Here is a 25,762-nt window from a genome sequence, read left to right as displayed (position 1 = left end):
AACACCGCTTCATTAAAACGATTCAATTCTTCGTCGCACTACGAATAGGCCCATCAATGTCGATTAGTCCCGGTACAGCCGGACCCGCCGCACTCGAGTTGCGCGGGGTCGCCAAGTCGTTCGGCGCCGTCGTGGCGCTGCAGGACGCGAACCTCACCGTGCAGCTGAACTCCATCCACGCCCTGGTCGGAGAGAACGGTGCGGGCAAGTCCACCCTCGTCAAAATCATCGCCGGTCTGTACCAGCGCGACGCCGGCGATTTTCTGCTGCGCGGCGAAACGGTGAACTTCAAGTCGACCGCGGAATCCAAGGCCTCCGGCATCGCCGTGATCTACCAGGAACCCACCCTGTTTCCCGACCTGTCGGTGACGGAGAACATCTTCATGGGCCGCCAGCCCACGAACCGGTTCGGCCGCATCGATCGCAAGGCCATGCGGGCCGAGGTCGAGGAACTTTTCGGTCGCCTCGCCGTGCGCATCGACCCTGACCGACCGGCCGAGGGGCTCTCGATCGCGGACCAGCAGATCATCGAGATTGCCAAGGCCATTTCTCTTGATGCCCGTGTGCTCATCATGGACGAGCCGACAGCAGCCCTGAGTGGCGTCGAGGTCGAGCGGCTGTTCGCTGTCGCCCGCAGCCTGCGTGACGAGGGTCGCGCCCTCGTGTTCATCTCGCACCGCTTCGACGAGGTCTTCGCCCTGTGCGACATGATCACGGTCATGCGCGACGGCGAATACATCTCGACCGACAGCATCGAAGACACCAGCGTGGCCGAGATCGTGCGCCGTATGGTCGGCCGCGACGTCACCGAGCTGTTTCCGAAGACGGTCGCACCCATCGGAGACGTCGTGCTCGAAGTCAGTGGCCTCAGTGTCGCCGGGCTGTTCCACGACATCAGCTTCTCGGTACGGGCCGGTGAGATCGTCGGCCTGGCCGGACTGGTCGGCGCCGGCCGCAGCGAGGTCGCCCGCGCGGTGTTCGGCATCGACCGCTACGATCGCGGTTCCGTCTCGATCAGCGGCACGCGCGTGCCGCGCCGCAACCCGGTCGCCGCCATGAACCTCGGACTTGCACTGGTGCCGGAGGACCGCCGCAAACAGGGCCTGGTGGTCGATTCCACCGTGGCACGCAACACCACCATGGCGATTCAGCGCAGCCTGGTCCAGTCCGGCCTGCTCACGTCGACCGCCGAAAACGCTGCCGCGCGCATCTGGGCCAGCCGCCTCGAGGTGAAGACCAACGCCCTCGATGCCATCGTCGGCACCCTCAGCGGCGGCAACCAGCAAAAGGTCGTGCTGGCCAAGTGGCTCGCCACCAACCCGAGGGTGCTCATTATTGACGAACCCACCCGCGGCATCGATGTGGGCACCAAGGCCGAAGTCCACCGCCTGCTCTCCGAACTGGCCGGCCAGGGCCTCGCCATTCTGATGATCTCGTCGGAGCTTCCCGAAGTGCTGGGCATGGCCGACCGGGTATTGGTCATGCGTGAAGGTCGCATCACCGCCGAAATCAGCCGAGCGGATGCGACATCCGAGACGGTCATGTACGCCGCGACCCACGCATCGGAGACCCACTCGTGAGCACGTTGACCGTCAAGCCCGCACCGAACGTGGTTCTGCACGGCCTCGGAGTCTTTCTTCGCGCCCGGGAGACGAGCATTCTGCTCGCCCTCTTGCTCGTGATCGTCGTGACGACCATCAAGAATCCGAACTTTCTGTTCAGCTCCGACGGTTTTCGTGATCTGCTGCTCACCCCCTCAATTCTGATCCTCGTCGCCGTGGGCCAGGCCATCGTGATCATCACCCGCAGCGTCGACCTGTCGGTCGGTTCCACTCTCGGACTGACCGCCTACCTGACCGGCCGGCTATTCCTCGACGTGCCCGGCATCCCGATCATCGTGGTGTTCCTGGCGGGAATCGCCTTCGGCGCCGTGCTCGGCCTGATCAACGGTGCCCTCGTTGCCTTCGCCAAGGTACCGGCCCTCGTGATCACCCTCGGCACGCTGTACGCCTACCGTGGCGTGAACGTGCTCTGGGCCGGGAGTGACCGCATCAACGCTTCGGACATGCCCAAGAACTTCCTGGCGCTGGGCACAACGGAGTACCTCTCCATTCCCCTGCTCACCATCATCGCCCTCATCGTGCTCATCGCCGCTGGCTGGTACATGCGCAATACCCGGGGCGGCCGGGAGTTCTATGCGATCGGCTCCGAGCCGGCGGCCGCTGAACTCTACGGTCTCAAGGTGACCAAGCGCATCCTCGTAGCCTTCATCGCCTGCGGCGCCCTCACCGGGCTGGCCGGAGTGCTCTACGCCGCGCGGTACGGCACCATCAACTCGCAGGCCGGCAGTGGGCTGGAACTTGACGCCGTGGCGGCAGCGGTCATCGGCGGCGTGGCCATCTTCGGTGGAAGCGGAACGGTCTGGGGCGCTGCGATCGGCGCGGTGTTGTTGCTCACCATCAACCGGGCGCTCCCGATTCTCGGGGTGCAGGACTTCTGGCAGCGGGCCGTCGTCGGTGCGCTGATCATCGGCGCGATCGTGCTCGACCGCTTGCTCGCCCTGCGACAATCCCGCAAACTTCTCGAATCGAGGGACGACTCCAATGACTAACACCACCACCGTCACCCCGACCCGCGTCTACCGCGACTACGGCCAGCCGCTCTGGCGCCGCCTGCTCGTCAACCGCGAGAGCGCCATCATCGTGCTGCTCGCCGTCGTCATCGTCGTTGCCATGCTCTCGGTACGCAACTTCGACAACCCCATCACGATCACCTACCTCCTGCTCGACGTGGCACCGATCCTGCTCATCGCCTTGCCGATGACCCTGATCATCATCACCGGGGAGATCGACCTCTCGGTGGCGAGCGTCGTCGGCCTCAGCAGCGTGCTGCTCGGCACCCTGCACCAGGCCGGGCTGCCGATTCCGGCCGCCGCGTTCATCGCGATCGTCGCCGGAGCCCTCGGCGGCGCGCTCAACGGGTTTCTCGTCACTGTCGTCGGCCTGCCGTCGCTCGCGGTGACGATCGGCACCCTGGCCCTGTACCGCGGCCTCGCGGTCGGTCTGCTCGGCACCACGGCGGTCACCGACTTCAACGAGTTCTGGACCACGCTGGCCAAGTCGAAAATTCCGGGTACCCCGATTCCGAGCATCACCATTCCGTTCCTCATTTTGCTGGCCATCTTCGCGATCGTGCTGCACTTCACCCCGTTCGGTCGGGGCGTGTTCGCCATCGGCTTGAGCTCCGAAGCAGCGACCTTCTCCGGCGTCAACGTGAACCGCACCAAGTTCATCCTGTTCGTCGTCGCCGGGGCAGTTTCGGCGTTTGCCGGCATCTACTACACGCTGCGCTTCGGAAGCGCACGCGGCGACAACGCCACCGGCCTCGAGCTGCAGGTCATCGCCGCAGTGTTGCTCGGCGGGGTCTCGATCTTCGGCGGTCGCGGCGCCCTGCACGGCGTCATCGCCGGCGTTCTACTCATCGGCGTACTCGGCAGCGCGCTGCGTCTGGCCAATGTCACGTCCGATGTCATCAACATCATCACCGGAGTGCTCCTCGTGCTCTCGGTGGTGTCCACCAGCTTCCTGTTCTGGCTGCACAAACAGCGTTCCCAGCCCAGGAGAATCAGACGAGTCGATACCGGCACCCCCCCGGCGTAAGCCAGGGACGAACGACTCGTCGATGCAATCACATCGATTCACTTCAACGAAAGGAAGAACAACGATGTTGTTTCACAAGAAAGGCTCGGGCAAGGCCCGCGTCGGAGCAATCGCAGCGATTGCCGTCAGCATTGCTCTGGTAGCCACCGGCTGCTCCTCAGGCGGCGGCGACAGCACGGACGGCGGCGACAGCGACAACCTCGCCATCACGTTCCTGCCGAAGAACCTCGGCAACGCCTACTTCGATACCTCGGACAAGGGCGGCGAGAAGGCCATCGGCGAGTTCGGCGGCACCTACGCCGAGGTCGGCCCGTCGGAAGCCACCCCGGACGCCCAGGTCAGCTACATCAACACGCTCACCCAGCAGGGCGTCGGAGCCATCGTCGTGTCGGCGAATGACCCGAAGGCGATCGGCGGGGCCCTCAACGAGGCTCGGGACGCCGGCGTCAAGGTCGTCACCTACGACTCGGACACCGACACTGAGTACCGCGACGTGTTCATCAACCAGGCCGACTCCGCCGGAATCGCCAAGGTGCAGGTGGACCTCATCGCCGAACAGATTGGTGACGCGGGCGAGATCGCCATCCTGTCGGCCTCGGCCAACGCCACGAACCAGAACGCCTGGATCGAACTGATGAAGTCCGATATCGCCGACAACCACCCCAACATCACCGTGGTGGAGACCGTCTACGGCGACGACGACGACCAGACCTCGTTCGACAAGACCGCGGCGCTGCTGCAGACCCACCCCAACCTCAAGGGGATCGTCTCGCCAACCACCGTCGGCATCGCGGCAGCGGCCCGTTACCTGCAGACCTCGGAGTACAAGGGCAAGGTCGCACTGACCGGACTGGGTACGCCGAACCAGATGCGCGACTATGTCACCGACGGCACCGTCACCGCGTTCGCGCTGTGGAACCCGGCCGACCTCGGTTACCTCGCGGCCTACGCGGCGAAGGCGCTCATCGAGGGTGACATCACCGGCGCCGAAAGCGACACCTTCGAAGCCGGCGACCTCGGCACCTACACGGTCGGCGCCGACGGCGTCGTTCTGCTCGGCGACCCGTACGAGTTCAACAAGGACAACATCGCGGACTTCGACTTCTAGGTCATCGCCGACTAGCTCGACCAGAACTTCGACTTCCTGCAGTTTGTGAAGTGGTCGGATCGGGGCCCCAATGCCCGATCCGGCCGCACTCTTTGCATTCCACCCTTGCACTTTCTCAACCCACCCGGCATGATTGAAACGATTCATTCTTGTCCAGCCACGTTCACCTGAGGAGCACTCGATGACGAGCCCCACAGCTAGACACCGCGTCTGCTTCCAGTTGCAGGTCAAACCCGACCGTCTCGACGAATATCGCCGACGCCATACCGCGGTCTGGCCTGAAATGCTCCGGGCACTCAAAGCCACCGACTGGAACAACTACTCGCTGTTCCTGCGGGCCGACGGCCTGCTGATCGGCTACTTCGAAACGGCGGATCTCGCATCCGCTCAGGCCGGCATGGCGGCCACCGCCGTCAACGCCCGCTGGCAGGCCGAAATGGGCGAATTCTTCGTCGCACTCGACGGCGCCCCCGACACCGGGTTTCTGCAACTGACCGAGGTGTTCCACCTCGAAGACCAGCTTGACGCCATTACCACCGCTACAGAAAGAAGTTCCTCGTGACCATCAGTGCTGCCGTGCTCACCCAACTCGAGGCGCAGGCCATCGAGCTGCCCTCCTGGGCGTTCGGTAATTCGGGAACCCGGTTCAAGGTGTTCGGAACCCCGGGCACCCCGCGCACCATCGAGGAGAAGATCTCCGATGCGGCGACGGTCAACGAATACACCGGGCTCGCGCCGAAGGTAGCCCTGCACATTCCCTGGGACAAGGTCAACGACTACGCTGCCCTGCGCGCGTTCGCCGCCGATAGGGGCCTCGCGCTCGGCACCGTGAACTCGAACACGTTCCAGGACGACGCCTACAAGTTCGGCAGCCTGACCCACACCGACGCGGCAACGCGGCAGAAGGCGATCGATCACCACTTCGAGTGCATCGAGATCATGCACCAGACCGGGTCGACAGACCTCAAGATCTGGCTCGCCGACGGTACCAACTACCCCGGTCAGGGCGATATCCGCGGCCGCCAGGACCGCCTCGCCGAGTCGCTCGCGACCATCTACGCCCGCCTCGGCGATGACCACCGCCTCGTGCTCGAGTACAAATTCTTCGAGCCGGCGTTCTACCACACCGACGTTCCTGACTGGGGAACCAGCTACGCGCAGGTGGTCGCGCTCGGCGAGAAGGCCAGCGTCTGCCTCGACACCGGCCACCACGCGCCGGGCACCAACATCGAATTCATCGTGGCCCAGCTGCTGCGCCTCGGCAAGCTCGGCTCCTTCGACTTCAACTCGCGGTTCTACGCCGACGACGACCTCATCGTCGGCGCGGCCGATCCGTTCCAACTGTTCCGCATTCTCTACGAGGTCATCCGCGGCGGCGGCTACGGCCCGGATTCGACCGTGGCGTTCATGCTCGACCAGTGCCACAACGTGGAAGACAAGATCCCCGGGCAGATTCGCTCGGTGCTCAACGTGCAGGAGATGACCGCCCGCGCGCTGCTCGTTGACCGCGACGCCCTCACCCTCGCCCAGAACACCGGCGACGTGCTCGGCGCAAACGGCATTCTGATGGATGCCTTCTACACCGATGTGCGCCCCTCGCTTGCGGCCTGGCGCGAGGGCCGGGGACTGGCCGGCGACCCGATGGCCGCCTACGCCGGCTCCGGTTACCAGGAGCGCATCGCTGCCGAGCGCGTCGGCGGCAGCCAGGCCGGCTGGGGCGCGTAGGCCGTACCCGTGCATAACTCCTGCAATTCATTCGGGGTCGCAAGAAGTTGCCCCAAATCATGCGGTTGCATTCCTGGACGGCCAGAAATTGCAGGAGTTATGGGCACTTCCTGGCCGTCCCGCTCGACCCAACCCCAGACATCCACTCTCACCCGGCAAGGAACCTCATGACTTTGAACCCAGCAGCCGCCGCGCTGATCGCCCGGTCGAACCGCCTCGGCGCCGACCCGAAGAACACGAACTACGCCGGCGGCAACACCTCGGCGAAGGGCAGCGAGACCGACCCGGTCACGGGCGAGGCCGTTGAGCTGCTGTGGGTGAAGGGTTCCGGCGGGGATCTCGGCACGCTCACCGAGAAGGGGCTCGCGGTGCTGCGGCTGGATCGCCTGCTGGCGTTGAAGAACGTCTACCCCGGGGTGGACCGCGAAGACGAGATGGTCGCCGCGTTCGACTACACGCTGCACGGCAAGGGCGGCGCCGCGCCGTCGATCGACACTGCCATGCACGCCCTCGTCGACGCAGCCCACGTGGACCACCTGCACCCCGACAGCGGCATCGCCATCGCGACCGCGGCTGACGGCGCAGCGCTCACGCAGACCATTTTCGGCGACAGAGTGGCCTGGGTCGACTGGCGTCGCCCCGGTTTTCAGCTCGGCCTCGACATCTCCGCCATCAAGGAAGCCAACCCGGAGGCCGTCGGCTGTATCCTCGGCGGGCACGGCATCACGGCCTGGGGTGACACGAGTGAGGCGACCGAGGCGAATTCGCTCTGGATCATCGACACCGCCGCCGCCTTCATAGTGGAGCACTCTCGGTCCGAGCCGTTCGGCGCCCTGCTGGACGGGTTTTCGCCGCTTTCCGAGGCCGACCGCCGCGCCCGCGCCGCAGCGCTCGCGCCGACGATTCGCGGACTGGTCTCGACCGACGCGCCCAAGGTTGGTCATTTCACCGACGCCCCCGAGGTACTCGACTTTCTCTCCCGCGCCGAACACCCCCGGCTGGCCGCCCTCGGCACGAGCTGCCCAGACCACTTTCTGCGCACCAAGGTCAAGCCGATGCTGCTGGACCTGCCGGGCGGGGCATCCGTTGAAGAATCACTCGCCCGCCTGGTCGTGCTGCACGAGGAGTACCGCGCCGACTACCAGGCCTATTACGACCGCAACGCGACCCCGGAGTCGCCAGCGATTCGCGGCGCCGACCCGCTCGTCGTGCTCGTTCCCGGCGTTGGCATGTTCAGCTACGGCGCGAACAAGCAGACCGCCCGCGTCGCGAGCGAGTTCTACATCAACGCCATCAACGTGATGCGCGGCGCCGAAGGCCTCTCGACCTACGCGCCGATCAACGAGGCCGAGAAGTTCCGCATCGAGTACTGGGCGCTCGAAGAAGCCAAATTACAGCGGATGCCCGCCCCCAAACCGCTCGCCACCCGCGTCGCGCTCGTCACCGGCGCCGCCTCCGGCATCGGCAAAGCCATCGCCACCCGGCTCGCCGCGGAGGGCGCCTGCGTCGTCATCGCCGACCTCGACCTGGCCCGCGCGCAGGCCGCCGCCGCCGAGATCGGCGGGACGGACGTCGCCATCGGCGTGCAGGCCAACGTCACCGACGAGGCGCAGGTGCAGGCCGGCGTCGATGCCGCCGTGCTCGCCTTCGGCGGGCTCGACCTGGTCGTGAACAACGCCGGACTGTCGCTGTCGAAGTCGCTGCTGGAAACCACCGTGGCCGACTGGGACCTGCAGCACAACGTGATGGCCAAGGGCTCCTTCCTGGTGTCGCGCGCCGCGGCCCGGGTGCTGATCGACCAGAAACTCGGCGGCGACATCATCTATATCTCCTCGAAGAACTCGGTTTTCGCCGGCCCGAACAACATCGCCTATTCGGCGACGAAGGCCGACCAGGCGCACCAGGTGCGACTGCTCGCAGCCGAGCTCGGCGAGTACGGCGTGAAGGTCAATGGCATCAACCCCGACGGCGTCGTGCGCGGCTCTGGCATCTTCGCCGGCGGCTGGGGCGCCAAACGCGCCGCCGTTTACGGCGTCGACGAGCAGGACCTCGGCAAGTATTACGCGCAGCGCACCCTGCTCAAGCGCGAGGTGCTGCCCGAGAACGTCGCCAACGCGGTGTTCGTGCTGTGCACGAGCGACCTCAGCCACACCACCGGGCTGCACATCCCGGTCGACGCGGGCGTGGCCGCCGCGTTCCTGCGGTGATGAGCCGGCGCATCCGCTCTGGTCCGGTGCACCGGTGGTGACCAGCGCGGGCACGGTCGCAGCGATCGACCTCGGCGCGTCGAGCGGACGGGTCATGCTCGGCCACGTCGGACACAACGAGCTGAACGTGCGCTCGGTGGCCCGGTTCGCCAACACCCCGGTGCGCACCATCGACGGGCTGCACTGGAACATACTCGATCTCTATCGCGGTGCCATCGGCGGCCTGCGTTCGGCCGTGCGCGAGGAACCCGAGCTGCTCGGCGTAGCCGTGGACTCCTGGGCGGTCGACTACGCGCTGCTGCGCGGGCAGCGGATGCTCGGCAACCCGTTTCACTACCGCGACGGCCGCACGACGGCGGGGGTGGACATCGTGCATGCGACCCTGCCGCCGGCCGAACTCTATGGGCGTAACGGGTTGCAGTTTCTGCCTTTCAATACGGTGTACCAGCTGGCCGCCGACCGGCTGGCCGGCGGCCTCGACGACGCGGATTCGCTCCTGCTGATTCCCGACCTGATCACGTACTGGCTCAGCGGCGAGAAGATCGCCGAGCGCACGAACGCCTCGACCACCGGGCTGGTCGAGGTGAGCCACGGCGACTGGGACGATGAGCTCATCGCCAGGCTCGGACTGCCGCGCGGACTATTCCCCCGGCTCGTGGACGCGGGAACTCACGTGGGTTCGCTGCTTCCCGATGTTCTGGCTGAGATCGGGGCCGGGCACCGGATCGACGTGACGGCCGTCGGGTCGCACGACACGGCATCCGCTGTGGTGGCGGTGCCGATGACCGGGCAGAATACCGCCTATATCTCGTCGGGAACGTGGTCACTCGTGGGGGTGGAGCTGGCCGGACCGGTGCTCAGCGAGGCGAGCCGGGCAGCGAATTTCACCAACGAGGGCGGCGTCGACGGGCGGGTGCGCTATCTGCGCAACGTCATGGGGCTGTGGCTGCTGAGCGAATCGCTGCGCACCTGGGAGCTTGCCGGGCAGACCTTCGACCTGCCGGGGCTGCTGGCTCAGGCCGGCACGTGGAGTGGGCCGGTGACGGTGTTCGACGTGGATGATCCGCGCTTTCTGGCGCCCGGCGATATGCCGAGCCGCATTCGCGCGTACTGCCGGGAGCACGATTTGCGTGAGCCCGTCACGCCGGTGGAGCTCGTGCGCTGCATCGTCGAAAGCCTCGCCGAGGCCTACGCGCACACGCTGCGGGTTGCGGCCGAACTCTCGGGAACCCGCATCGACACTGTACACATCGTCGGCGGCGGGTCGCTCAACGAATTGCTCTGCCAGCTCACCGCCGATCATTCAGGCGTGCCCGTGCTGGCCGGACCGGTGGAGGCGACGGCGATCGGGAACGTGCTGGTGCAGGCGCGCGCGCAGGGGTTGGTCACCGGCAGCCTCGAGAGCCTGCGCGCCCTGGTCGCCCGGGCGTTCGCGCCGCGGCGCTACGACCCGCGCTGACGCTCAGCGGAGGAATTCGGCGGGGTGCGAGCCCCCGACACGCACCGAAGTTGTCGAGTGAGTGCGCGGTCGGCCCGGGCCCGGGACGCCAGTAGGCTCGGGTGAATGGGTGCTGGCAGCCGGCGGGGCGACGCGACGTTCGAGTGCACGGGCCGCGGTGGCCGCGCATGAAGGCGACCATCGCGCTCGTCATCGCCACCCTGCTGTGGGCGTGCAACTACATCGTCGGCGGCATCGCAGTGCAGACCCTCTCCCCCGTCGAACTTACTTGGCTGCGCTGGCTGCTCGCCTGCGTTCCGCTGCTGATTCTCGCCCAGGTGGTCGAGCGTCCGAACTGGGCCTCGGTGCTGCGTCACTGGCCCAGGTTGCTGCTGCTCGCGGCCCTCGGCGTCGGCGGGTACAACCTGCTGCTCTACACCGCCCTGCAGTTCACGACCCCGCAGTCCGCGTCGCTCATCAACGCCGCCAATCCGGCCGTGATGGTGGTGCTCGCGGCAGTACTGTTGCGCGAACGCATCGGCTGGCGGGGCATCGTGGGGCTGGCGCTGGGACTTGTGGGGGTGTTGCTGATCATCACGGATGGTGCGCTCGCATTTGTTTTGACGCGCACGCCGAACGCGGGCGATGTGCTCATGGTGGGCGCGATCGTGGTGTGGAGTCTCTACACGATCGTCGGCCGCGGGCTGCCGGTTCCGCCGATCACGGCCACGGCCGTGCAGGGCACGTTCGTGGCGGTGCTGCTCGCGCCGGTCGCGCTGGCCAGCGGGGTGCGCTGGCCAGCGGGGTGCGCTGGCCAGCGGGGTGCGCTGGCCAGCGGGGTGCGCTGGCCAGCGGATGCCGCCATCGGCTGGGCTGTGATCTTCATCGCGATCTTCCCCTCGATCGGCTCGTACGTGCTGTGGAACGCGGCGCTGAAAAGCATTCCGCCGGGGCGGGCCGGGCTGTTCCTGAACCTGATCACGGTGTTCACGGTGATCATCGCCGTCGTGCTCGGCGCCCAACTGACCACGCCGCAGCTCGTCGGGGGCGTGATCGTGTTCGCCGGAGTTGCGCTGAGCACCGGTACCCGGCGCGGCCCCTCTCCCGCCAGCCGGAGCGGGGCGACGGAGCGCGAGCACGCTAGGGCGCGTCTCCCAAGGCCTTCACCCAAATGATTATTGCCCAGAGGACGACTCCGCCGCGGTAGGTCAGCCGCCCGCCGCCGAGGCGTGGTACCCGCGGGCTCCCGAGCACCTCGGGGAACATGGGCCAGTCGCCGCCCTGACCTGGGCCCAGGAGAAGAGCCAGCGGGCGCAGGTCCGCCTGTGCGGAACAGCCGGCTGGTCGCATCAGGCGCGCGAAAACTGCCGGATCGGCCAGAAGTACTTCGGCGCGAGGGAAGCTCATGACCGGCCCATCAGGGCGTATCCCTAACGGTGTTAGGTTCCGTCGTCTCACTTTCTGCTTGGGACTCAAAAAAGCCAGGGACCGGGAGCGACAGCTCCCGACCCCTGGCCGGTTTCGGTGAGGCGGTTTTAGTTGTCGGCCTTGACTTCGCCGTCGACCTTCAGGTCGGCGTCGGCGTCGGCGTCGGCGCCCTCGGCTGAGGCAGTGGCGTCAGCCGTTCCCTCAGCGGAAGCCTTCGCGTCGAGGCTTGACTGGATCTGCTCGGTGACCTTCTGGATCTCCGGTCCGTAGCCGCCCTCGAGCGCGGAGGCCAAGAGGGCCTCGGCCGCAGCGGCCTGCTCGGCTGCGGGGAGTGCCTGCTGCTCGGCGAGGTCGGCCGTAAGCGCTTCGGGAAGCTGGGCGAGTAGGGCCGGGTTCTCGGAGATCGTGGTGGCAATCCTCTCGGCCGCACTCGCGGCATCCGTTCCCTGCTCGGCGTCAACGGCCAACAGGCCACGCAAGGCTGCGGCGAGCGGATGTGCCGGGTCCTTCTGGATCTCCTCGGCCAGCTTCTGGATGTCCACGCCGTAGCCGCCCTCGAGCGCTGTGATCTCGATCTTGTCGGCAGCGGCCGTCTGCGCGGCGGTCGCGGCGCTCTGGTCGGCGGTCGCGGCGTTGAGCGCGGTCAGGTCGGCCTGCAGGTTCGCCGGGAGGCTCTCGAAGAGGTCCGGGTGGCTCGCGAGCGTGTCAGAGACCTGCTTCGTGGTCTCTGCATTGCTGGCACCCTGGAGGTCGGCGCGCAGCTCCTTGGTCAGCGAGGCGAGCACGTCGTGGCCCGCGTGGGAGCTCGTGCTCGACGTGTTGTCCGCGGTCAGCGGGGTGGCGTTCGCTCCCGCGACGCCGAGACCGAGAAGTGAGCCGACGGTCATCACGGTGACCGCGCCGACGGCGATGCGCTTTCGGGCTGGCGAGCCGAAGGCCGTGGAGGTGTTGTTCGAAGTCATATGTGGATCCTTTCGATTACTTGCGGTAGTCCGACGAATGCCGGACCAGCCACACTTGGGCACGGCCCGAGCCTAGGTTTCGGCCGTGCCGCGAAACTTCGTGGAGGCTGACCGGTGAGGGAATCAGGTGTTCCCGGTACTAGGTTCGGTTCGGCGATATCGCTCTGATCAGCACAATAGATGCTGAATCAGAAGTTTCTATCCGTCGGATAAGAGTCTTCCCCGAGACCGCTGGGCGCCCGGACGGTCGGTCGTGGCGCGGCGATGCCGTGGTATTTCGGGCCAGCCCCATCCTGGGAGAACCCTCGGTACAGGCATTAGGAGACACCCCCTAGCCCCCGCGTCCCGAGCCCCGGCCCGGCTACCGGGCAAGTAGGCTCGCAGGATGAGCTCTTTGCTGGTCAGTCTGCCCGACTCCGTGCTGCGCGAAGCGGTCGGCGAACTGCCCCAGGGGGTCGAGGTCGTCGAGTGGGCGCTCGACGGCCCGGCCCCTCGTCCCCGGTTCGACATCGTCGTCACTCCTTACATGGGCAAAACCGACCGGCTGGCGCACCTCGCCGGCGTCGACGCGCGACTGGTGCAGTGCCAGTCCATCGGCTACGACGGCGTCGACCGGGTGCTGCCCGCCGGGCACGTGTTCGCCAACGCGGCGAGCGTGCACGAGACCTCCACCGCCGAACTCACCCTCGCGCTCATCCTCGCCTCCCAGCGCGGCATTCCCGACTTCGTGCGCGCCGCCGACGCCGGCGAGTGGGCACCGGCCCACCACCCGAGCCTCGCCGACCGCACCGTGCTGCTGCTCGGGTACGGCGGTGTCGGCCAGGCCATCGAGAGCCGGCTGCTCGCCTTCGAGACCACGCTCATCCGCGTCGCCCGCACGGCTCGCAGTGATGAGCGCGGCGACATCTACGGTTTCGAGTCCCTGCCCGAACTCCTGCCCCAAGCCGACATTGTGGTCGTCGGTGTTCCGCTCACGGCCGAGACGACGAACCTGATTGACGATGCATTCCTGACCCAAATGCGTGACGGAAGCCTGCTCGTGAACATCGCTCGCGGTGCGGTCGCCGACACGGATGCCCTACTCGCACACGCGACCAGGGGCCGGATCAGGCTCGCACTCGACGTGACCGATCCGGAACCGCTGCCGGCGGGGCATCCGCTCTTCGCGCTGCCAAACGTGCTCATCTCACCGCACGTCGGCGGTGCCTCGAGCGCCATGCTGCCGCGCATGGCCCGGCTGGTGCGCGAACAGGTCGAGCGGATGCTGCGCGATGAGCCGCCGCTCAATGTCGTGTTGACGAGTTAGCCGGCCTTCCCACCACTCGTGCGCGTCGCTGCGTCGCCGCCGATGGCTTCGTTCGCGGCGTCCTGCGCGGTGCGGAGGGCCTCATCGACCGGAATGCGGCCGAGGAACATCTCGGAGAAGGTCGACTCGAACGCGTCGGAGGCCTCGGCCCACTTCGCGCCTTGCGGCGCCTGCACGGTGCCGTTGGCGAGCACGTCGATGAAGGCGTCCACATCGATGCCCTGCTTCTGCCACGACGCGACATAGCTGGCCTGCGCACCGATAACCGCCGGCGACGCCGAGCCGTCGGCGCCGATCGCCGCACTGCCCTCGGTACTGCCGAGCCACTCCAGCAGTTTGCGGGTCTGCTCCGGATGCTTCGAGTCGGCGTTGCCCGCGGCGACGACGCCGTTGGTCACGCTGATCGCGCCGGCCGGGCCGGACGGGATCGCCGCCACGCCCCAGTCGAAACCGGCGCCCTCGCTCACATTGCTGAGGTTGTAGACCCCGCTCTGGAACAGGGCCATCTTGCCCTGCAGAAACTGGTCGAGCGCGAAATCGCCGTTGAGGTTGGTGTCGGCGGCCGACGGAGCCACGTGGTACCGGTTCATCAGGTCGATCACGTAGGAAAACGCCGCGACGCCCTCGGCCGTGTCGAAGACGAACTCATCGCCGTCCTGCAGGGCTGCCCCGTTCGAGCCGAGGTAGTTGAGATAGATCGCGTTGAGGTCGTTGGCCGCGTTGTAGCTGTACTGCACGATCTGCGACGGGTCGAAGGCGGCGCTGTCGGCGGTATTGCCGTTGACGTCGAGGGTGAGTTTCTGCAACACGGGAAGCAGGGTGTCTTCGCCGGCGGACGGATCCCAGTGCAGGTCGCCGACGGTGGCCGGGTCGATGCCGGCGGCCGCGAGCAGTTCTTCGTTGAAATAGAGCCCGATTCCGGGGTCGGCGAGCTGGGGCACTCCCCAAAGCGCGCCATCGAGGGTGTACTGACTGATGACGCTGGGCTGCCAGCCGGCCTGCGCGGGCGAGCCGAGCGCATCCGTGATGTTCACGAGGTTGCCATTGACGGCATAGTCGGCGAAGTTGCCCGCATTCACCCAGAACACGTCGTCGGCGGTCTCACCGGCCACGTCGACACGCAGCTTGGTGAAGTAGTCCGCCCACGGCACGACGTTGACGGCCACCTCGATACCCGGGTTCGCCGTTTCGAACGCCGCGAACGATGTCTCGTACGACTGCGCCACCTGTTCGTCCCAGACGCGCACGGTGAGCGTCGTGTCGGAGGCGGTCGGCGGCGCCAGCGCGAGCGCGCCGGCCACTCCGCCGATAGCGACAACGGATGCGACGGTGACGATGGCGATTATGGTTGAGCGTTTAGCGATGGGGTCCCCTTGTTTCCTGTTGGAGGCTACCAGTCGCAGGCCACCGCAAACGCTACCGTGACGCCCCGCGACCCGGCAGGTGACTCGGCACGCGGCGGTCAGGACCTCCCCCCGGATTGGCTGAAACTGTATCTCGCCTCTGCGGAAGTTCGTGTAGCCTGTGGTCAGACCACACCGCGCTTCGACCGAAGGGACCCCATGACCGCGATCATCCCGCGCGCCTGGCAGGCCGTGCTCGATGCCGTCGAACGCGACCTGATCGAGGGGCGGCTGAGCCCGGGCGATCACCTGCCGCCCGAACGCACCCTCGCCGCCGACCTCGGCGTCGGTCGATCGAGCGTGCGCGAAGCGCTGAGGGTGCTCGAGGTGCTGGGGCTTATCCGCACCGCCGTCGGTTCAGGGCCTTCGGCCGGCGCGATCATCGTCGCCCGCCCCGGCGGCGGCATGTCGGCGCTCATGCGATTGCAGGTCGCGGCGCAGGGGTTCGCCGTGGCCGACGTCGTCGAGACCCGCCTTCTGCTGGAAGGGTCGATCGTCGCCGAACTGGCTTCGGGCACCGGCGTCATCGACCTGTCCGCGGCTGAGCAGATCCTCACCGCGATGGAGTCCCAGACCCTCACGGAAGCCGAATTCCTCGCCCTCGACACCCAGTTCCATCTCTCGCTCGCCGAAGCGAACGGCAACCAGGTCATCACGGCCACCATGGCCGGGCTCCGCAGCGCCATCGAGGGGTACGCGCGGGCGGGCGCGGCGGGTCTGGCGAGCTGGCCAGCGACATCCGCTCGTCTCATGCTCGAGCATCGCGGCATTCTCACGGCCATTCTGGCCGGTCAAGCGGATGCCGCCCGCCTCGCCGTGCACGCCCACATCACGGGGTATTACGCCGAGACCCACCTCACTTCCGCTTCATCCACCACTGCCAGCCCCACGACACGATAGGACGATCATGGTTCAACGACGCATCCCCAGGATCAAAGACCTCGCCCCGCTGATGAAGTTCAAGACACCGGAGCTCAACGCGAAGAAGCGGCGCCTCGACGGCGCCCTCACGATCAACGACCTGCGCGCCATCGCCAAGAAGCGCACACCGAAGGCGGCGTTCGACTACACCGAGGGCGCCGCCGAGGCCGAGATCTCGCTCGGACGGGCTCGTCAGGCCTTCGAAGACATCGAGTTCCACCCGTCGATTCTGCGCGACGTGTCAACCGTGTCAACCGGCTGGGACGTGCTCGGCTCCCCGGTTTCGCAGCCCTTCGGCATCGCGCCCACCGGCTTCACCCGGATGATGCAAACCGAGGGCGAAATCGCCGGGGCGCACGCCGCGGCCCGCGCCGGTATTCCGTTCGCGCTGTCGACGATGGGCACGACCTCGATCGAAGATGTCAAGGCCGCCAACCCGAACGGCCGCAACTGGTTCCAGCTGTACATGTGGAAGGATCGCGACCGTTCGATGGCGCTCGTCGACCGGGCCGCCAAGGCCGGGTACGACACCCTGCTGGTGACCGTCGACGTGCCCGTCGCCGGCGCCCGCCTGCGCGACAAGCGCAATGGCTTCTCGATTCCGCCGGCGCTCACCCTCGGCACCGTCGTCAACGCGCTGCCGCGCCCGGAATGGTGGATCAACTTTCTGACCACCGAACCGCTCTCCTTCGCGAGCCTGGACCGGTGGAGCGGCACCGTCGCCGACCTGCTTGACACCATGTTCGACCCGACGGTGGACTTCGAGGACCTCGCCTGGATCAAGGCGCAATGGCCGGGCAAGGTCGTCGTCAAGGGCGTGCAGAACCTCGACGACGCCAAGCGCCTCGTCGATCTCGGTGTGGACGGCATCACCCTGTCGAACCACGGCGGCCGCCAGCTCGACCGCGCACCGATTCCGTTCCGCCTGCTGCCGCAGGTCGCCCGTGAGGTCGGCGCCCACACCGAGATTCACCTCGACACGGGCATCATGTCGGGGGCCGACGTGGTGGCCTCGATCGCCCTCGGCGCCCGCTTCACGATGATCGGCCGCGCCTACCTCTATGGGCTCATGGCCGGGGGCGAGGCCGGGGTCGATCGCACGATTGCGATCCTGTCGGAGCAGGTGGCCCGCACCATGCGCCTGCTTGGCGTGAATGCGCTCGAGGAGCTGAACCCCGGCCACGTGACGCAGCTGTCCCGGCTGCAGCCGGTCGCAGCGCCGCTGGTTGCCGCGGCCGAGGCGGTTCCGGTGCGTAAGTCTCCCGTGCGAAAGGCGAGCGTCAGAGCATGACGCTGCCGTCACCGGCACGCCGGTGAAATGCGCGCCGAAATAGGCGACCCCGGCGCAGTAGGGACCAAGTCAGTCCGCCGCCGGCACGAGATGCCGGCGGAGAACCGCAGCGATCTCATCGAGGTCTTTTTCGCTCTGCGCCACGGCGAGCACGAGCGCGAAAGCCTCGTCGGTGGGCATGACCACACGAAACCCGTTGAGCCTCAGAAATGCCAGGGTGAGAATCCATGACAGGCGTTTGTCATCGAACAATGGGTGATTCTGGGCCAGCGAGGAGAACAGTGCGGCCGCTTTGAGCTCAAGGGTGACGTAGGCGTCTTCACCGAACATGCTCGCTGCCGGTCGGGCCAGCGCGGAGAATAGCAGCCCCTTGTCTCGAATATGCAGCCCGAGGTGAGCGACCGTTGCAACGGCCTGTTCGGGTTCGATGTATTCGGTCATATCGAGTCGGGCCTTAGGCGTCTTCGAGTTTTTGCAGAAGGTCGGCGTAGTCGCGAGTCGTCTCGTCGACACTCGCTAATACGCGTTCCGTCTTCGATTCCTGACGCACGAACCGGTCGGCCGCCTCAATAAGCGCAGCGTGTTTCGAGATATGCCGCTGGCGCGCAATCGCTTCGAGCGCTGAATCGAGTTCTTGGGGAAGTCGCACGGTCATGGCCATGCACGAATGGTATCACTTCAGTACCAAACGTGGAGAATTATCTCGCCAGCCGGTGCAAAGCATCCGCTCAAGACGAGCTCAGGCCAGGTGCTCGCGGAACTCCCGCAGGGCGAGGGCGTCGTCCTCCCAGGCGCCGCCCTCGTGCCCGTTGTACGGCCAGACCGTGATCTGCTTGGGACCGGCATAGTTGTTGTAGGCCGCAAACACGGTCGACGGCGGGCAGATCGGATCCATCAGTGCCGCCGTCATGGTCACCGGCGCGGTCGCGCGCTTGGCGAAGTTGACGCCGTCGAAGTAGGACAGAACATCGTGCACCCGCGCTACCTTCAGCCGATTGGTCGCAAGATACTGGCCCAGCTCGCGGTACGGCAGCGCGTCGGTAATGACGGATGCGCGCGGAAAGTCGCAGAGAAACGGCACCCGCGCGACCACGGCGGAAAGGTCGGGAACCAGCCCGGCCACGGCGAGCGCGATGCCACCGCCCTGACTCGTGCCGGTCACGCCGACCCGGGCTTCGTCGACGAGCGTCAGACTGCGAGCCGCCGCGACGGCGCGCACGGCGTCGGTGAACAACCGGCGGTAATAGTAGGTCTCGCGAGAATCGATGCCGCGGGTCAAAAACCCGGGCACCTGCGGGCCACTCCCGGCGTCATCGGCGGTGTCTCCGGTGCTGCCGCCGTAGCCCTGACCGCGCAGGTCCATCTCGAAGTGCGCGAAACCGGCGGATGCCCACAGCAGATTCTCGAAAGCCTGCCCGCGTCCCCGGCCATAGCCGTGAAACTGCACGATGGTCGGCAAGGGACCGCCAGCCCCGGCAGGCACGCGCAGCCAGGCCTTGATCGGCTGCCCGCCGAAGCCGGCGAAGGTCACGTCGAACACATCGAGGGTGCTCAGCCCGGCGTCGACCTTCGAGGCCGTGACATTGAGCGGGTACAGCTCGGCCTCGGCGAGTGTGTTGGCCCAGAACGCGTCGAAGTCGGACGGGTCGGCCTGACCGCTGCGATAGGCGCGGAGTTCGGCTTCGGGCAGGTCGGTGTACATGCCCTTCAGCCTAGAGCCGCCTGAGAGTGCGTCCGAGGCAAACCGTCACGCGGGGGCATCCGCTTGGGGCAGCACGCGCAGGCCGAGCGCCAGCGCGGCGCGGGCAAGTCGAGAATCAAAGGTCGCCAGGGGCGCCGACTGCGCCAGGGCTACGACCAGCACGCAGCAGTCCGGCATTTTCAGGCCGGTCGTTGTGCGCAGTTCGGCGAGCAACAGTGGCTCGTCAGGCGGGGAGGGGATCGGCACAATTCCGACGGATCGAAGATCAGCGAGCAGCTGGTGGGCGCGACCAACCCGCACACCGCCAACAAGAATCTCGGCAAGGGTGAGGGGATGCAGCGCGAAGCCACTCACCGATTCGTCGGATTTGCCGAGTTCGCCGACGATCAATGATTGTGCGGCATCGTGATGCGCGTCGCCGGGGTCGAGGAAGGCGATGACGACGCTGGCATCGAGAACGATCATTCCGGCCAGTCGTCACGCAGGCCGGCGAGGTATCCCGCTCCGAAGGCCCGCGGATAGCTGCCGCCGACCCGCGCGGCCGCGCGGCGGCGGGATTCGAGACCTGCCCTGGAGCGTTCCCGCTCGGCGAGCGCATCACCGCCGGCCTGGATGACGCGGACGATGAGGCGCGACCGCGGTTCTGTCGGCCACTGTTTCACAGCCTCATCGAGGGCGCGCTGCACACCGTCGGTCTCGGTGACCTGGTATCGACGGCGTACGGTTGGCATGCGAAAAGTGTACCACTGTGTCCATGAGTGGTACAGGGGCAGCGGGCGCATGTGGCACGGACCGGGTACGAGCAGCCAGCGCGCGTGACCGCGCCCGAATGGGTGCGCGCTACGGTAACCGACGCAGCGCGCACCCGTTTCGAGCACCGTCATGAAGAGGCGGGAACCTACCTCGCTGCCGCGAGGTCCTCGAGCACGAGGCGCAGCTGCTCGACGGCCCAGTCCACGTCCTCCGCCGAAACCACGATCGGTGGCGCGAGACGAATGGTCGAACCGTGCGTGTCCTTGGCGAGCACCCCGCGGGCGAGGAGCGCCTCGCAGACCACCCGGCCGGGCGCGAGCGACGGGTCGATGTCGATGCCGGCCCAGAGTCCCACGCCGCGAACGGCGATCACGCCGTGGCCGATCAGTGCGGAGAGCCCGGCGTGCAGGCGGGCGCCGAGCTCGGTCGCGCGCTGCTGGTATTCGCCGGTGGCCAGCATTTTCACCACGGCGAGGCCGACGGCCGCGGCGAGCGGGTTGCCGCCGAAGGTCGAGCCGTGCTCGCCCGGGTGCAGCACCCCGAGGATGTCGGCGTTGCCGACCACGGCAGAGACGGGCACGATGCCGCCGCCGAGGGCCTTGCCGAGCAGGTAGAGGTCGGGCACGACTCCCACCAGGTCGCAGGCGAAGGTCGAACCGGTGCGGCCGAGGCCAGACTGGATCTCATCGGCGATGAACAACACATTCAGCCGCGTGGTGATCTCGCGTACTGCGGGCAGATACGCTGCCGGCGGTACGACGATTCCGGCCTCGCCCTGGATCGGTTCGAGCAGCACGGCCACGGTGTTCTCGTCGATCGCGGCTTCGAGCGCGGCGGCATCGCCGTAGGGCACGGTGCGAAAACCCGGCGTGAACGGGCCGAAGTCGGCGCGGGCCGACTCGTCGTCGGAGAAGCTGATGATGGTGGTCGTGCGGCCGTGAAAGTTGCCGGCGGCGACGATGATATTGGCCTGGTCGGGCGCAACGCCCTTGACCCGGTAACCCCAGGCGCGGGCCACTTTGATGCCGGATTCCACCGCTTCCGCGCCGGTGTTCATCGGCAACACCATGTCTTTGCCGGCGAGTTCGGCCAGCGCGGTCACGAACGGGCCGAGCTGGTCGTTGTAGAACGCCCGGCTGGTGAGCGTGATGCGGCCCAGCTGCGCGCGGGCGGCGCCCTGCAGTACCGGGTTGGAGTGCCCGAAGTTCACGGCGGAGTACGCGGCGAGGCAGTCCAGGTAGCGGTGACCCGCGACATCCGTCACCCAGGCGCCGTCGCCGGACGCCACGACCACCTCGAGCGGGTGGTAATTGTGTGCGGCGTGCGCGCTCTCCTGGGCGATGAGGGCAGCGGCAGCAGGCGAAACGGATGCGGCGGCTACGGCCTGCGCGTCGGTCAGGTTCGTGGTCATGTCGTGCTCCTTCAGGTTGGTCGTCGCGGGCGCTGTCTTGATGGGCGCGGTCATCGGCGCAGTTCGAGCGTGCAGCATTTGACCCCGCCGCCGCCGAGCAGCAGTTCGGACAGGTCGACGCCGATCGGGTTGTAGCCGCGCACGCGCAGCTGGCGCTCGAAGTCCTTGGCGCGGGCCGCGATGACGACGTTGTAGCCGTCGGAGTAGGAGTTGAGGCCGAGGATGGCGGCATCCTCTTCGGTGACGATGACCGCGTCGGGGTAGCGTTCCTGCAGAATCGCGAGGCTCGGCGCGTCAAAGGCGCTCGGCAGGTAGGCGATGTTCGTGTCATCGAGCACGGCGACGGCGGTGTCGAGGTGGTAGAAACTCGGGTTGACCAGGCGCAGGGTGATAACCGGGCGGCCAGCGATGGCTGAGAGTTCGGCGTGGCTGTTCGAGTCGCTGCGAAAGCCGGTTCCGGCCAGGATGACGTCGCCGACCAGCAGAAAGTCGCCCTCGCCCTCATTGGTCTCGACGGGCACGCGCACGTCGAAGCCGTTGGCGCCGAACCAGTCCATGTAGGCGGGGCCTTCTGGCTGGCGCTGCACGTGGGTGAATTTGGCGCCGTAGGCCTGGTTGTCGATGACGAAGCCGCCGTTGGCCGCGTAGACCATGTCGGGCAGGCCGTCAATCGGATCGATCAGCTGCACGTCGAAGCCGAGACCGACGTAGGTGTCGTAGAGGGTCTGCCACTGCGTGACGGCGAGCGAGGTGTCGGTGGGCAGGGCCGGGTCCATCCACGGGTTGATGCGGTACACCACGGTGAAGAACTGCGGCTTGCACATGAGCACGGTGCGTTTGGTGGCGGTGCGCACGGGAACGGCGCCTTCAACGGCTCGAACGGGGGTGGCTGAGTCGATCGACATGAGGCTCCTTCGGGGATCCGCGGGCCTGTCGACCGGCGAAACTCGGGGTGAATGGCGGACCAGGTCGCTCACGAGAGCCCGGCACGACCAACTACTGATCGTTCCGGAACGCCACCCTCAGTCTCACACAGCATGATTCAACGTTTCACGCTGATCTGCGCAAAAAATCTTCGAGATGTTCGGTACGAACGCAATTTTACGTCGGGCCGCCCCCTAGACTCGCCCCATGGACAACCTCGATCACAGCATTCTCGACCTGCTGCGCCAGAACGCGCGCGCCGGCTATGGTGACATCGGCTCGGTGGTGGGGCTGTCAGCATCCGCTGTAAAACGCCGTGTCGACCGGCTCGTGGCCGATAAGGTCATTCGCAGCTTCACCATTCAGGTCGACCCGGCCGTCGACGGCATGAGCACGGAAGCCTACGTCGAGCTGTTCTGCCGGGGCACCGTTGCGCCCGACGAATTGCTGCGCATTCTCTCCGGTGTGCCAGAAGTCGTCGATGCGGGGACCGTCACCGGCAGCGCCGACGCCATGGTGCACATTCGCGCGCGCGACATTCCGGGGCTGGAGGCGGCGCTCGAAAAGGTGCGCCTGGCTCCCAACGTTGACCACACCCGCAGCGCGATCGTCTTGTCCCGATTGATCCATCGATCAATCGAGTAGCTGTCACGCGAAAGCGGGAAATTCGTTGCTTGCGGGATGCTGAAGCAACACAGTTCCCGCTCTCGCGAACTAGGAGACCGGCTTCTGGCGCACCGGGGAGATCAGGTGCAGCAGGGTGACCGCGGCGATCGACCCGGCGCAGAGGATGCCGGCGAGCACGACAATCTGAAACCGGCCGGCCTCGAGCGGCGAGGCTCCCCCGAAGATCGCTCCAACGAACGCTCCCGGCAGCGTCACCAGCCCCGTGGTCTTGGTCTGGTCGGTGGACGGGATGATGGCGAAGTAGACGGCCTGTCGGGCCAGGTCGCGGGTGGATTGCCGCGGCGTGGCCCCGAGCGCCAGCCAGCCCTCGACCTCGGGCCAGTGGTCACCGACCGCCTCGGAGAAGCGGCGCCCGCTGAGCGTGGCGATCGACATGGCATTGCCGATGATGATGCCGCCGATCGCGAGCACGTAGCGCGGCGAGAACTCGATCGCGCCGGTGGCAAAAACGATGGTGAGCGTCACGATCACGCCGAGCCCCATGGCCGCGGCCACGCGCACCAGGTGTGCTCGGCTGAAGCCGACGCGACGGGTGACGGTGCCGACGGCCGCCCCGAACATGACGAGCAGACCGACACCGACCCAGAGCGGGTCGTTGATGATTCCGCTGAGAATCAGGCTGATCGCGGCCAGTTGCAGGGTTCCGCGCAGCAGGGCGAACGCCGGGGCGAACGGATGCTGCGTGCGATAGCCCCGCAGCACCGTCACGACCACCGCGAGCAACAGCACAACTCCAACCAGGGTCGGCAGAAGGCCGGCCAGCTCTGCGGGAAGGGTCACTGTTCGAGCCTACCCAGCGGAGGTCGCCCGCTCTCGCGAAAGCGGGCGATCCGCCGCGTCGCCGGGGCGGAAGCAACCGATCACACTCGCGCGGAACATTTCGCGGGAACGTACCGTGGGTATGCTGTTGCAGCATTCGTTGTAGCGAGGCAAAATTGCTCATAACGTTGAACGGAGGGTCCCGTGCCCGCTTCCTTTATTGCCATTGACCCCCGGTCGAGTACGCCGCCGTTCGAGCAGTTGCGCAGCCAGGTTATCGCGGCCGTGCGCTCCGGCGAACTGGCCCACGACACCCGCTTGCCGACCGTGCGGGCCCTCGCCGCCGAGCTCGGCCTGGCCACGAACACGGTCGCCCGCGCCTACCGCGAGCTGGAACGGGACAGCGTGATCGAAACCCGTGGCCGGTTCGGATCGTTCATCGCTCCCAACGGCGATGCGGCCGATCGCAATGCGCAGGCGGCGGCCGACGCCTTCGCGACGCGCATCGAGCAACTCGGCGTGAGCCCGGACACTGCGCTCGCCCTGGTCACCGATGCCCTGAGTCGCCGTTCCGACGCCTGATCATCGGCCTTGCGCCGCGCGTTTTGTATTGCTACTCTGGTACAAAATGCACACAAAAGGAGGGTTTCGTGGACACGGTCGTACTGATCCTGGCGGCGCTGGTACTAGCGGGTCGCGGCATCCGCTTGATCTATAACGCACGTGCCGAACCACGCAAGCGGATGCTGCACGCCTACTCCCGGCAGGTCGGGCTCGCCTTGGTTCCCGAGATCGTTCCCGAGCTGTCGAGCCGGATCTATCGCCGCGAACGCGCGGGGATCGTCGGGTCGATGGTCGGGCTCGTGCTGGGCGTGGCGACGCTACTCGTGACGAATGGCAGCCAGAACCCGTGGAACGGGCTCCTGGTCGTGGTCGCGATGACGGTCGGGTCGACGGTCGCCCTTATCGGCAACGATTCCCGCTCGGCGTTCGCGCCGGTGGCCGAGGCGCCGCGGCTGGCGCGCAGCGCCTCCCCCGGGCTGGGCGACTACGTCACCCCCCTTGACCGCACGTTCTCACTGGGTCTGCTGGGCCTCGCCACCCTCGGCTATATCGCCGTGCTCGGAGTCATCGCGATCAACCCGGATCGGGTGTTCGATGACGTTTCGGTGCGCACGATTCTCTGGCCCGCCGGGCTGCTGCTGGCGCTCGCGACCGCGGCGAGCCTGGTCACCTGGGCGGCGGCAAACGCCCTGCTCGGCCGCGGGCAACCGGCCGGAACCTACATTCAACTGGCCTGGAGCGATGCCTTTCGCAGCACCACCCTGCGCAGCCTGGTGGGGATTCCCGGGATCATCGCCGCCGTGAGCTCCTGCGTGTTGTTCCTCGCCTTGAGCGAGGCGATCCACCGGCCCGAGCCCGGCTCGATCGGCGAGATTCTGGTCGGCTCGTTCACGATCATGGGGCCGGTGCTCATCATGGTGCTGGTGAGTTGGAGCGTGACGAGCCTGCGCAATCGCAGCACGACGCACTTTTTGCGCCGGCTGTGGCCCGAGACGGCCGTCGAACTCGACCGTCGTCGCCGCGCGCGCGGCGCCGCTGGTGATGATCAGCCCGACGATCGACCCGACAACCAGCCCCGCGATCGGCCGGATCAGGGCAGCCGAACGCGGACCCCGGCATGATGCTGCTGGTCGATCCGCGCTCGGCGACCCCGCCCTACGAGCAGCTGCGGGTGCAGGTGCTGGCTGCGGTGCGTTCGGGCGAGCTGGCTCCCGGCGACAAGCTGCCGACCGTGCGCAAGCTCGCCGAAGACCTGGGGCTCGCCGCCAACACCGTCGCGCGTGCCTATCGCGAGCTCGAGCGTGACGAGGTCATCGAGACGAGGGGCCGCAACGGATCCTTCATCGCCGCGAACGGTACGGCCGCCCAGCAGCAGGTTCAGGTCGCCGCCGTGGCCTTTGCCGGCAAGGCGCGCCAGCTCGGCGTCGCACCCGAGGAGGCGCTCGCGTTTGCGCGCGCGGCCCTCGGCATCCGCTCGTAACGCGACGCACACACAAAGCCACCCGGGCCCGGGC

At 67.0% G+C, this 25,762-nt stretch carries 26 protein-coding genes; 16 read left to right on the top strand and 10 right to left on the bottom strand.

What is annotated here, in order from left to right; all coding sequences use genetic code 11:
• Positions 1 to 56: 56 nt before the first annotated feature.
• The 9 genes from E3O06_RS10805 (at position 57) to E3O06_RS10765 (ending at position 11,312) form a co-directional block, all read left to right on the top strand.
• Positions 57 to 1,580, top strand: a complete 1,524-nt coding sequence (locus tag E3O06_RS10805) for a sugar ABC transporter ATP-binding protein (protein ID WP_134503397.1) — start codon at positions 57 to 59, stop codon at positions 1,578 to 1,580.
• A complete protein-coding gene (locus tag E3O06_RS10800) occupies positions 1,577 to 2,611 on the top strand; it encodes an ABC transporter permease (protein WP_134503396.1) in 1,035 nt (344 codons plus the stop codon). Before E3O06_RS10805 ends, E3O06_RS10800 begins: the two co-directional genes overlap by 4 nt.
• Positions 2,604 to 3,659: an ABC transporter permease gene (locus E3O06_RS10795; RefSeq protein WP_134503395.1), complete on the top strand. Its 1,056-nt coding sequence runs from the start codon at positions 2,604 to 2,606 to the stop codon at positions 3,657 to 3,659. The genes E3O06_RS10800 and E3O06_RS10795 overlap by 8 nt, the downstream gene beginning before the upstream one ends.
• A gap of 64 nt (positions 3,660 to 3,723) precedes the next feature.
• Entirely contained in the window at positions 3,724 to 4,767 is a 1,044-nt protein-coding gene (rhaS, locus tag E3O06_RS10790) for a rhamnose ABC transporter substrate-binding protein (protein WP_134503394.1), read from the top strand.
• A gap of 181 nt (positions 4,768 to 4,948) precedes the next feature.
• Entirely contained in the window at positions 4,949 to 5,329 is a 381-nt protein-coding gene (locus E3O06_RS10785) for an L-rhamnose mutarotase (RefSeq protein WP_134503393.1), read from the top strand.
• Positions 5,326 to 6,492 (top strand): L-rhamnose isomerase, encoded by a 1,167-nt coding sequence (gene rhaI / locus E3O06_RS10780; protein WP_174843223.1) that lies wholly within the window; start codon positions 5,326 to 5,328, stop codon positions 6,490 to 6,492. Before E3O06_RS10785 ends, rhaI begins: the two co-directional genes overlap by 4 nt.
• Positions 6,493 to 6,659: 167 nt before the next feature.
• The gene (locus tag E3O06_RS10775; protein ID WP_134503392.1) at positions 6,660 to 8,699 is read left to right on the top strand and encodes a bifunctional aldolase/short-chain dehydrogenase; all 2,040 of its coding nucleotides are present in this window, start codon (positions 6,660 to 6,662) and stop codon (positions 8,697 to 8,699) included.
• Positions 8,700 to 8,733: 34 nt separating this feature from the next.
• Positions 8,734 to 10,158 (top strand): rhamnulokinase, encoded by a 1,425-nt coding sequence (locus tag E3O06_RS10770; RefSeq protein ID WP_134503391.1) that lies wholly within the window; start codon positions 8,734 to 8,736, stop codon positions 10,156 to 10,158.
• A gap of 167 nt (positions 10,159 to 10,325) precedes the next feature.
• Positions 10,326 to 11,312: a DMT family transporter gene (locus E3O06_RS10765; protein ID WP_134503390.1), complete on the top strand. Its 987-nt coding sequence runs from the start codon at positions 10,326 to 10,328 to the stop codon at positions 11,310 to 11,312.
• A 360-nt stretch (positions 11,313 to 11,672) separates the two neighbouring features.
• On the opposite strand, the gene E3O06_RS10760 is transcribed toward E3O06_RS10765, so the two are convergent.
• Positions 11,673 to 12,527 carry a hypothetical protein gene (locus E3O06_RS10760; protein ID WP_134503389.1) on the bottom strand — a complete coding sequence of 285 codons (855 nt, stop codon included), beginning with the start codon at positions 12,525 to 12,527 and terminating at the stop codon, positions 11,673 to 11,675.
• Positions 12,528 to 12,912: 385 nt separating this feature from the next.
• Between E3O06_RS10760 and E3O06_RS10755 the strand changes: the two genes are divergently transcribed.
• Positions 12,913 to 13,833, top strand: a complete 921-nt coding sequence (locus tag E3O06_RS10755) for a 2-hydroxyacid dehydrogenase (protein ID WP_134503388.1) — start codon at positions 12,913 to 12,915, stop codon at positions 13,831 to 13,833.
• Here E3O06_RS10755 and E3O06_RS10750 read toward each other — a convergent pair.
• Positions 13,830 to 15,134: an ABC transporter substrate-binding protein gene (locus E3O06_RS10750; RefSeq protein WP_241980083.1), complete on the bottom strand. Its 1,305-nt coding sequence runs from the start codon at positions 15,132 to 15,134 to the stop codon at positions 13,830 to 13,832. The two genes, E3O06_RS10755 and E3O06_RS10750, sit on opposite strands and share 4 nt — an antisense overlap.
• Before the next feature lie 261 nt (positions 15,135 to 15,395).
• On the opposite strand from E3O06_RS10750, the gene E3O06_RS10745 reads away from it, so the two are divergent.
• A complete protein-coding gene (locus E3O06_RS10745; RefSeq protein WP_134503387.1) occupies positions 15,396 to 16,136 on the top strand; it encodes a FadR/GntR family transcriptional regulator in 741 nt (246 codons plus the stop codon).
• 7 nt (positions 16,137 to 16,143) lie between these two features.
• Positions 16,144 to 17,448, top strand: coding sequence for an alpha-hydroxy acid oxidase (locus E3O06_RS10740; RefSeq protein ID WP_134503386.1), 1,305 nt, complete (start codon positions 16,144 to 16,146; stop codon positions 17,446 to 17,448).
• Between the two features lie 69 nt (positions 17,449 to 17,517).
• On the opposite strand, the gene E3O06_RS10735 is transcribed toward E3O06_RS10740, so the two are convergent.
• The 7 genes from E3O06_RS10735 to ddaH form a co-directional block, all read right to left on the bottom strand.
• Positions 17,518 to 17,889, bottom strand: a complete 372-nt coding sequence (locus tag E3O06_RS10735) for a type II toxin-antitoxin system death-on-curing family toxin (protein ID WP_134503385.1) — start codon at positions 17,887 to 17,889, stop codon at positions 17,518 to 17,520.
• A 13-nt stretch (positions 17,890 to 17,902) separates the two neighbouring features.
• Positions 17,903 to 18,109 carry a hypothetical protein gene (locus E3O06_RS10730; RefSeq protein WP_241980081.1) on the bottom strand — a complete coding sequence of 69 codons (207 nt, stop codon included), beginning with the start codon at positions 18,107 to 18,109 and terminating at the stop codon, positions 17,903 to 17,905.
• Between the two features lie 78 nt (positions 18,110 to 18,187).
• Complete coding sequence (locus E3O06_RS10725; protein ID WP_134503384.1) at positions 18,188 to 19,150, bottom strand: acetylxylan esterase; 963 nt, start codon at positions 19,148 to 19,150, stop codon at positions 18,188 to 18,190.
• A gap of 45 nt (positions 19,151 to 19,195) precedes the next feature.
• Entirely contained in the window at positions 19,196 to 19,615 is a 420-nt protein-coding gene (locus E3O06_RS10720) for a type II toxin-antitoxin system VapC family toxin (RefSeq protein ID WP_134503383.1), read from the bottom strand.
• Positions 19,612 to 19,881 carry a hypothetical protein gene (locus E3O06_RS10715; protein ID WP_134503382.1) on the bottom strand — a complete coding sequence of 90 codons (270 nt, stop codon included), beginning with the start codon at positions 19,879 to 19,881 and terminating at the stop codon, positions 19,612 to 19,614. The genes E3O06_RS10720 and E3O06_RS10715 overlap by 4 nt, the downstream gene beginning before the upstream one ends.
• A 167-nt stretch (positions 19,882 to 20,048) precedes the next feature.
• On the bottom strand, positions 20,049 to 21,314 hold the full coding sequence (gene rocD, locus E3O06_RS10710; RefSeq protein ID WP_134503381.1) for an ornithine--oxo-acid transaminase: 1,266 nt from the start codon (positions 21,312 to 21,314) through the stop codon (positions 20,049 to 20,051).
• Positions 21,315 to 21,364: 50 nt separating this feature from the next.
• The gene (gene ddaH / locus E3O06_RS10705; protein ID WP_134503380.1) at positions 21,365 to 22,219 is read right to left on the bottom strand and encodes a dimethylargininase; all 855 of its coding nucleotides are present in this window, start codon (positions 22,217 to 22,219) and stop codon (positions 21,365 to 21,367) included.
• 226 nt (positions 22,220 to 22,445) lie between these two features.
• Here ddaH and E3O06_RS10700 point away from each other — a divergent pair, with 226 nt between their 5' ends.
• Positions 22,446 to 22,883, top strand: coding sequence for an Lrp/AsnC family transcriptional regulator (locus E3O06_RS10700; RefSeq protein ID WP_092106650.1), 438 nt, complete (start codon positions 22,446 to 22,448; stop codon positions 22,881 to 22,883).
• A 69-nt stretch (positions 22,884 to 22,952) separates the two neighbouring features.
• On the opposite strand, the gene E3O06_RS10695 is transcribed toward E3O06_RS10700, so the two are convergent.
• The gene (locus tag E3O06_RS10695; RefSeq protein WP_134503379.1) at positions 22,953 to 23,705 is read right to left on the bottom strand and encodes an ABC transporter permease; all 753 of its coding nucleotides are present in this window, start codon (positions 23,703 to 23,705) and stop codon (positions 22,953 to 22,955) included.
• A gap of 183 nt (positions 23,706 to 23,888) precedes the next feature.
• On the opposite strand from E3O06_RS10695, the gene E3O06_RS10690 reads away from it, so the two are divergent.
• The 3 genes from E3O06_RS10690 (at position 23,889) to E3O06_RS10680 (ending at position 25,728) form a co-directional block, all read left to right on the top strand.
• Positions 23,889 to 24,266 (top strand): GntR family transcriptional regulator, encoded by a 378-nt coding sequence (locus tag E3O06_RS10690; RefSeq protein ID WP_206751372.1) that lies wholly within the window; start codon positions 23,889 to 23,891, stop codon positions 24,264 to 24,266.
• Positions 24,267 to 24,334: 68 nt separating this feature from the next.
• Positions 24,335 to 25,369: a hypothetical protein gene (locus tag E3O06_RS10685; RefSeq protein WP_134503378.1), complete on the top strand. Its 1,035-nt coding sequence runs from the start codon at positions 24,335 to 24,337 to the stop codon at positions 25,367 to 25,369.
• Entirely contained in the window at positions 25,366 to 25,728 is a 363-nt protein-coding gene (locus E3O06_RS10680; protein WP_338144851.1) for a GntR family transcriptional regulator, read from the top strand. Before E3O06_RS10685 ends, E3O06_RS10680 begins: the two co-directional genes overlap by 4 nt.
• The last annotated feature ends 34 nt before the right edge of the window (positions 25,729 to 25,762 follow it).

The sequence above is a fragment of the Cryobacterium glaciale genome (genome assembly GCF_004402535.1).
GTDB lineage: Bacteria > Actinomycetota > Actinomycetes > Actinomycetales > Microbacteriaceae > Cryobacterium > Cryobacterium glaciale.
The sequence above is the reverse complement of the archived record's forward strand: the minus strand, read 5'-3'. Positions and strand labels throughout refer to the sequence as shown.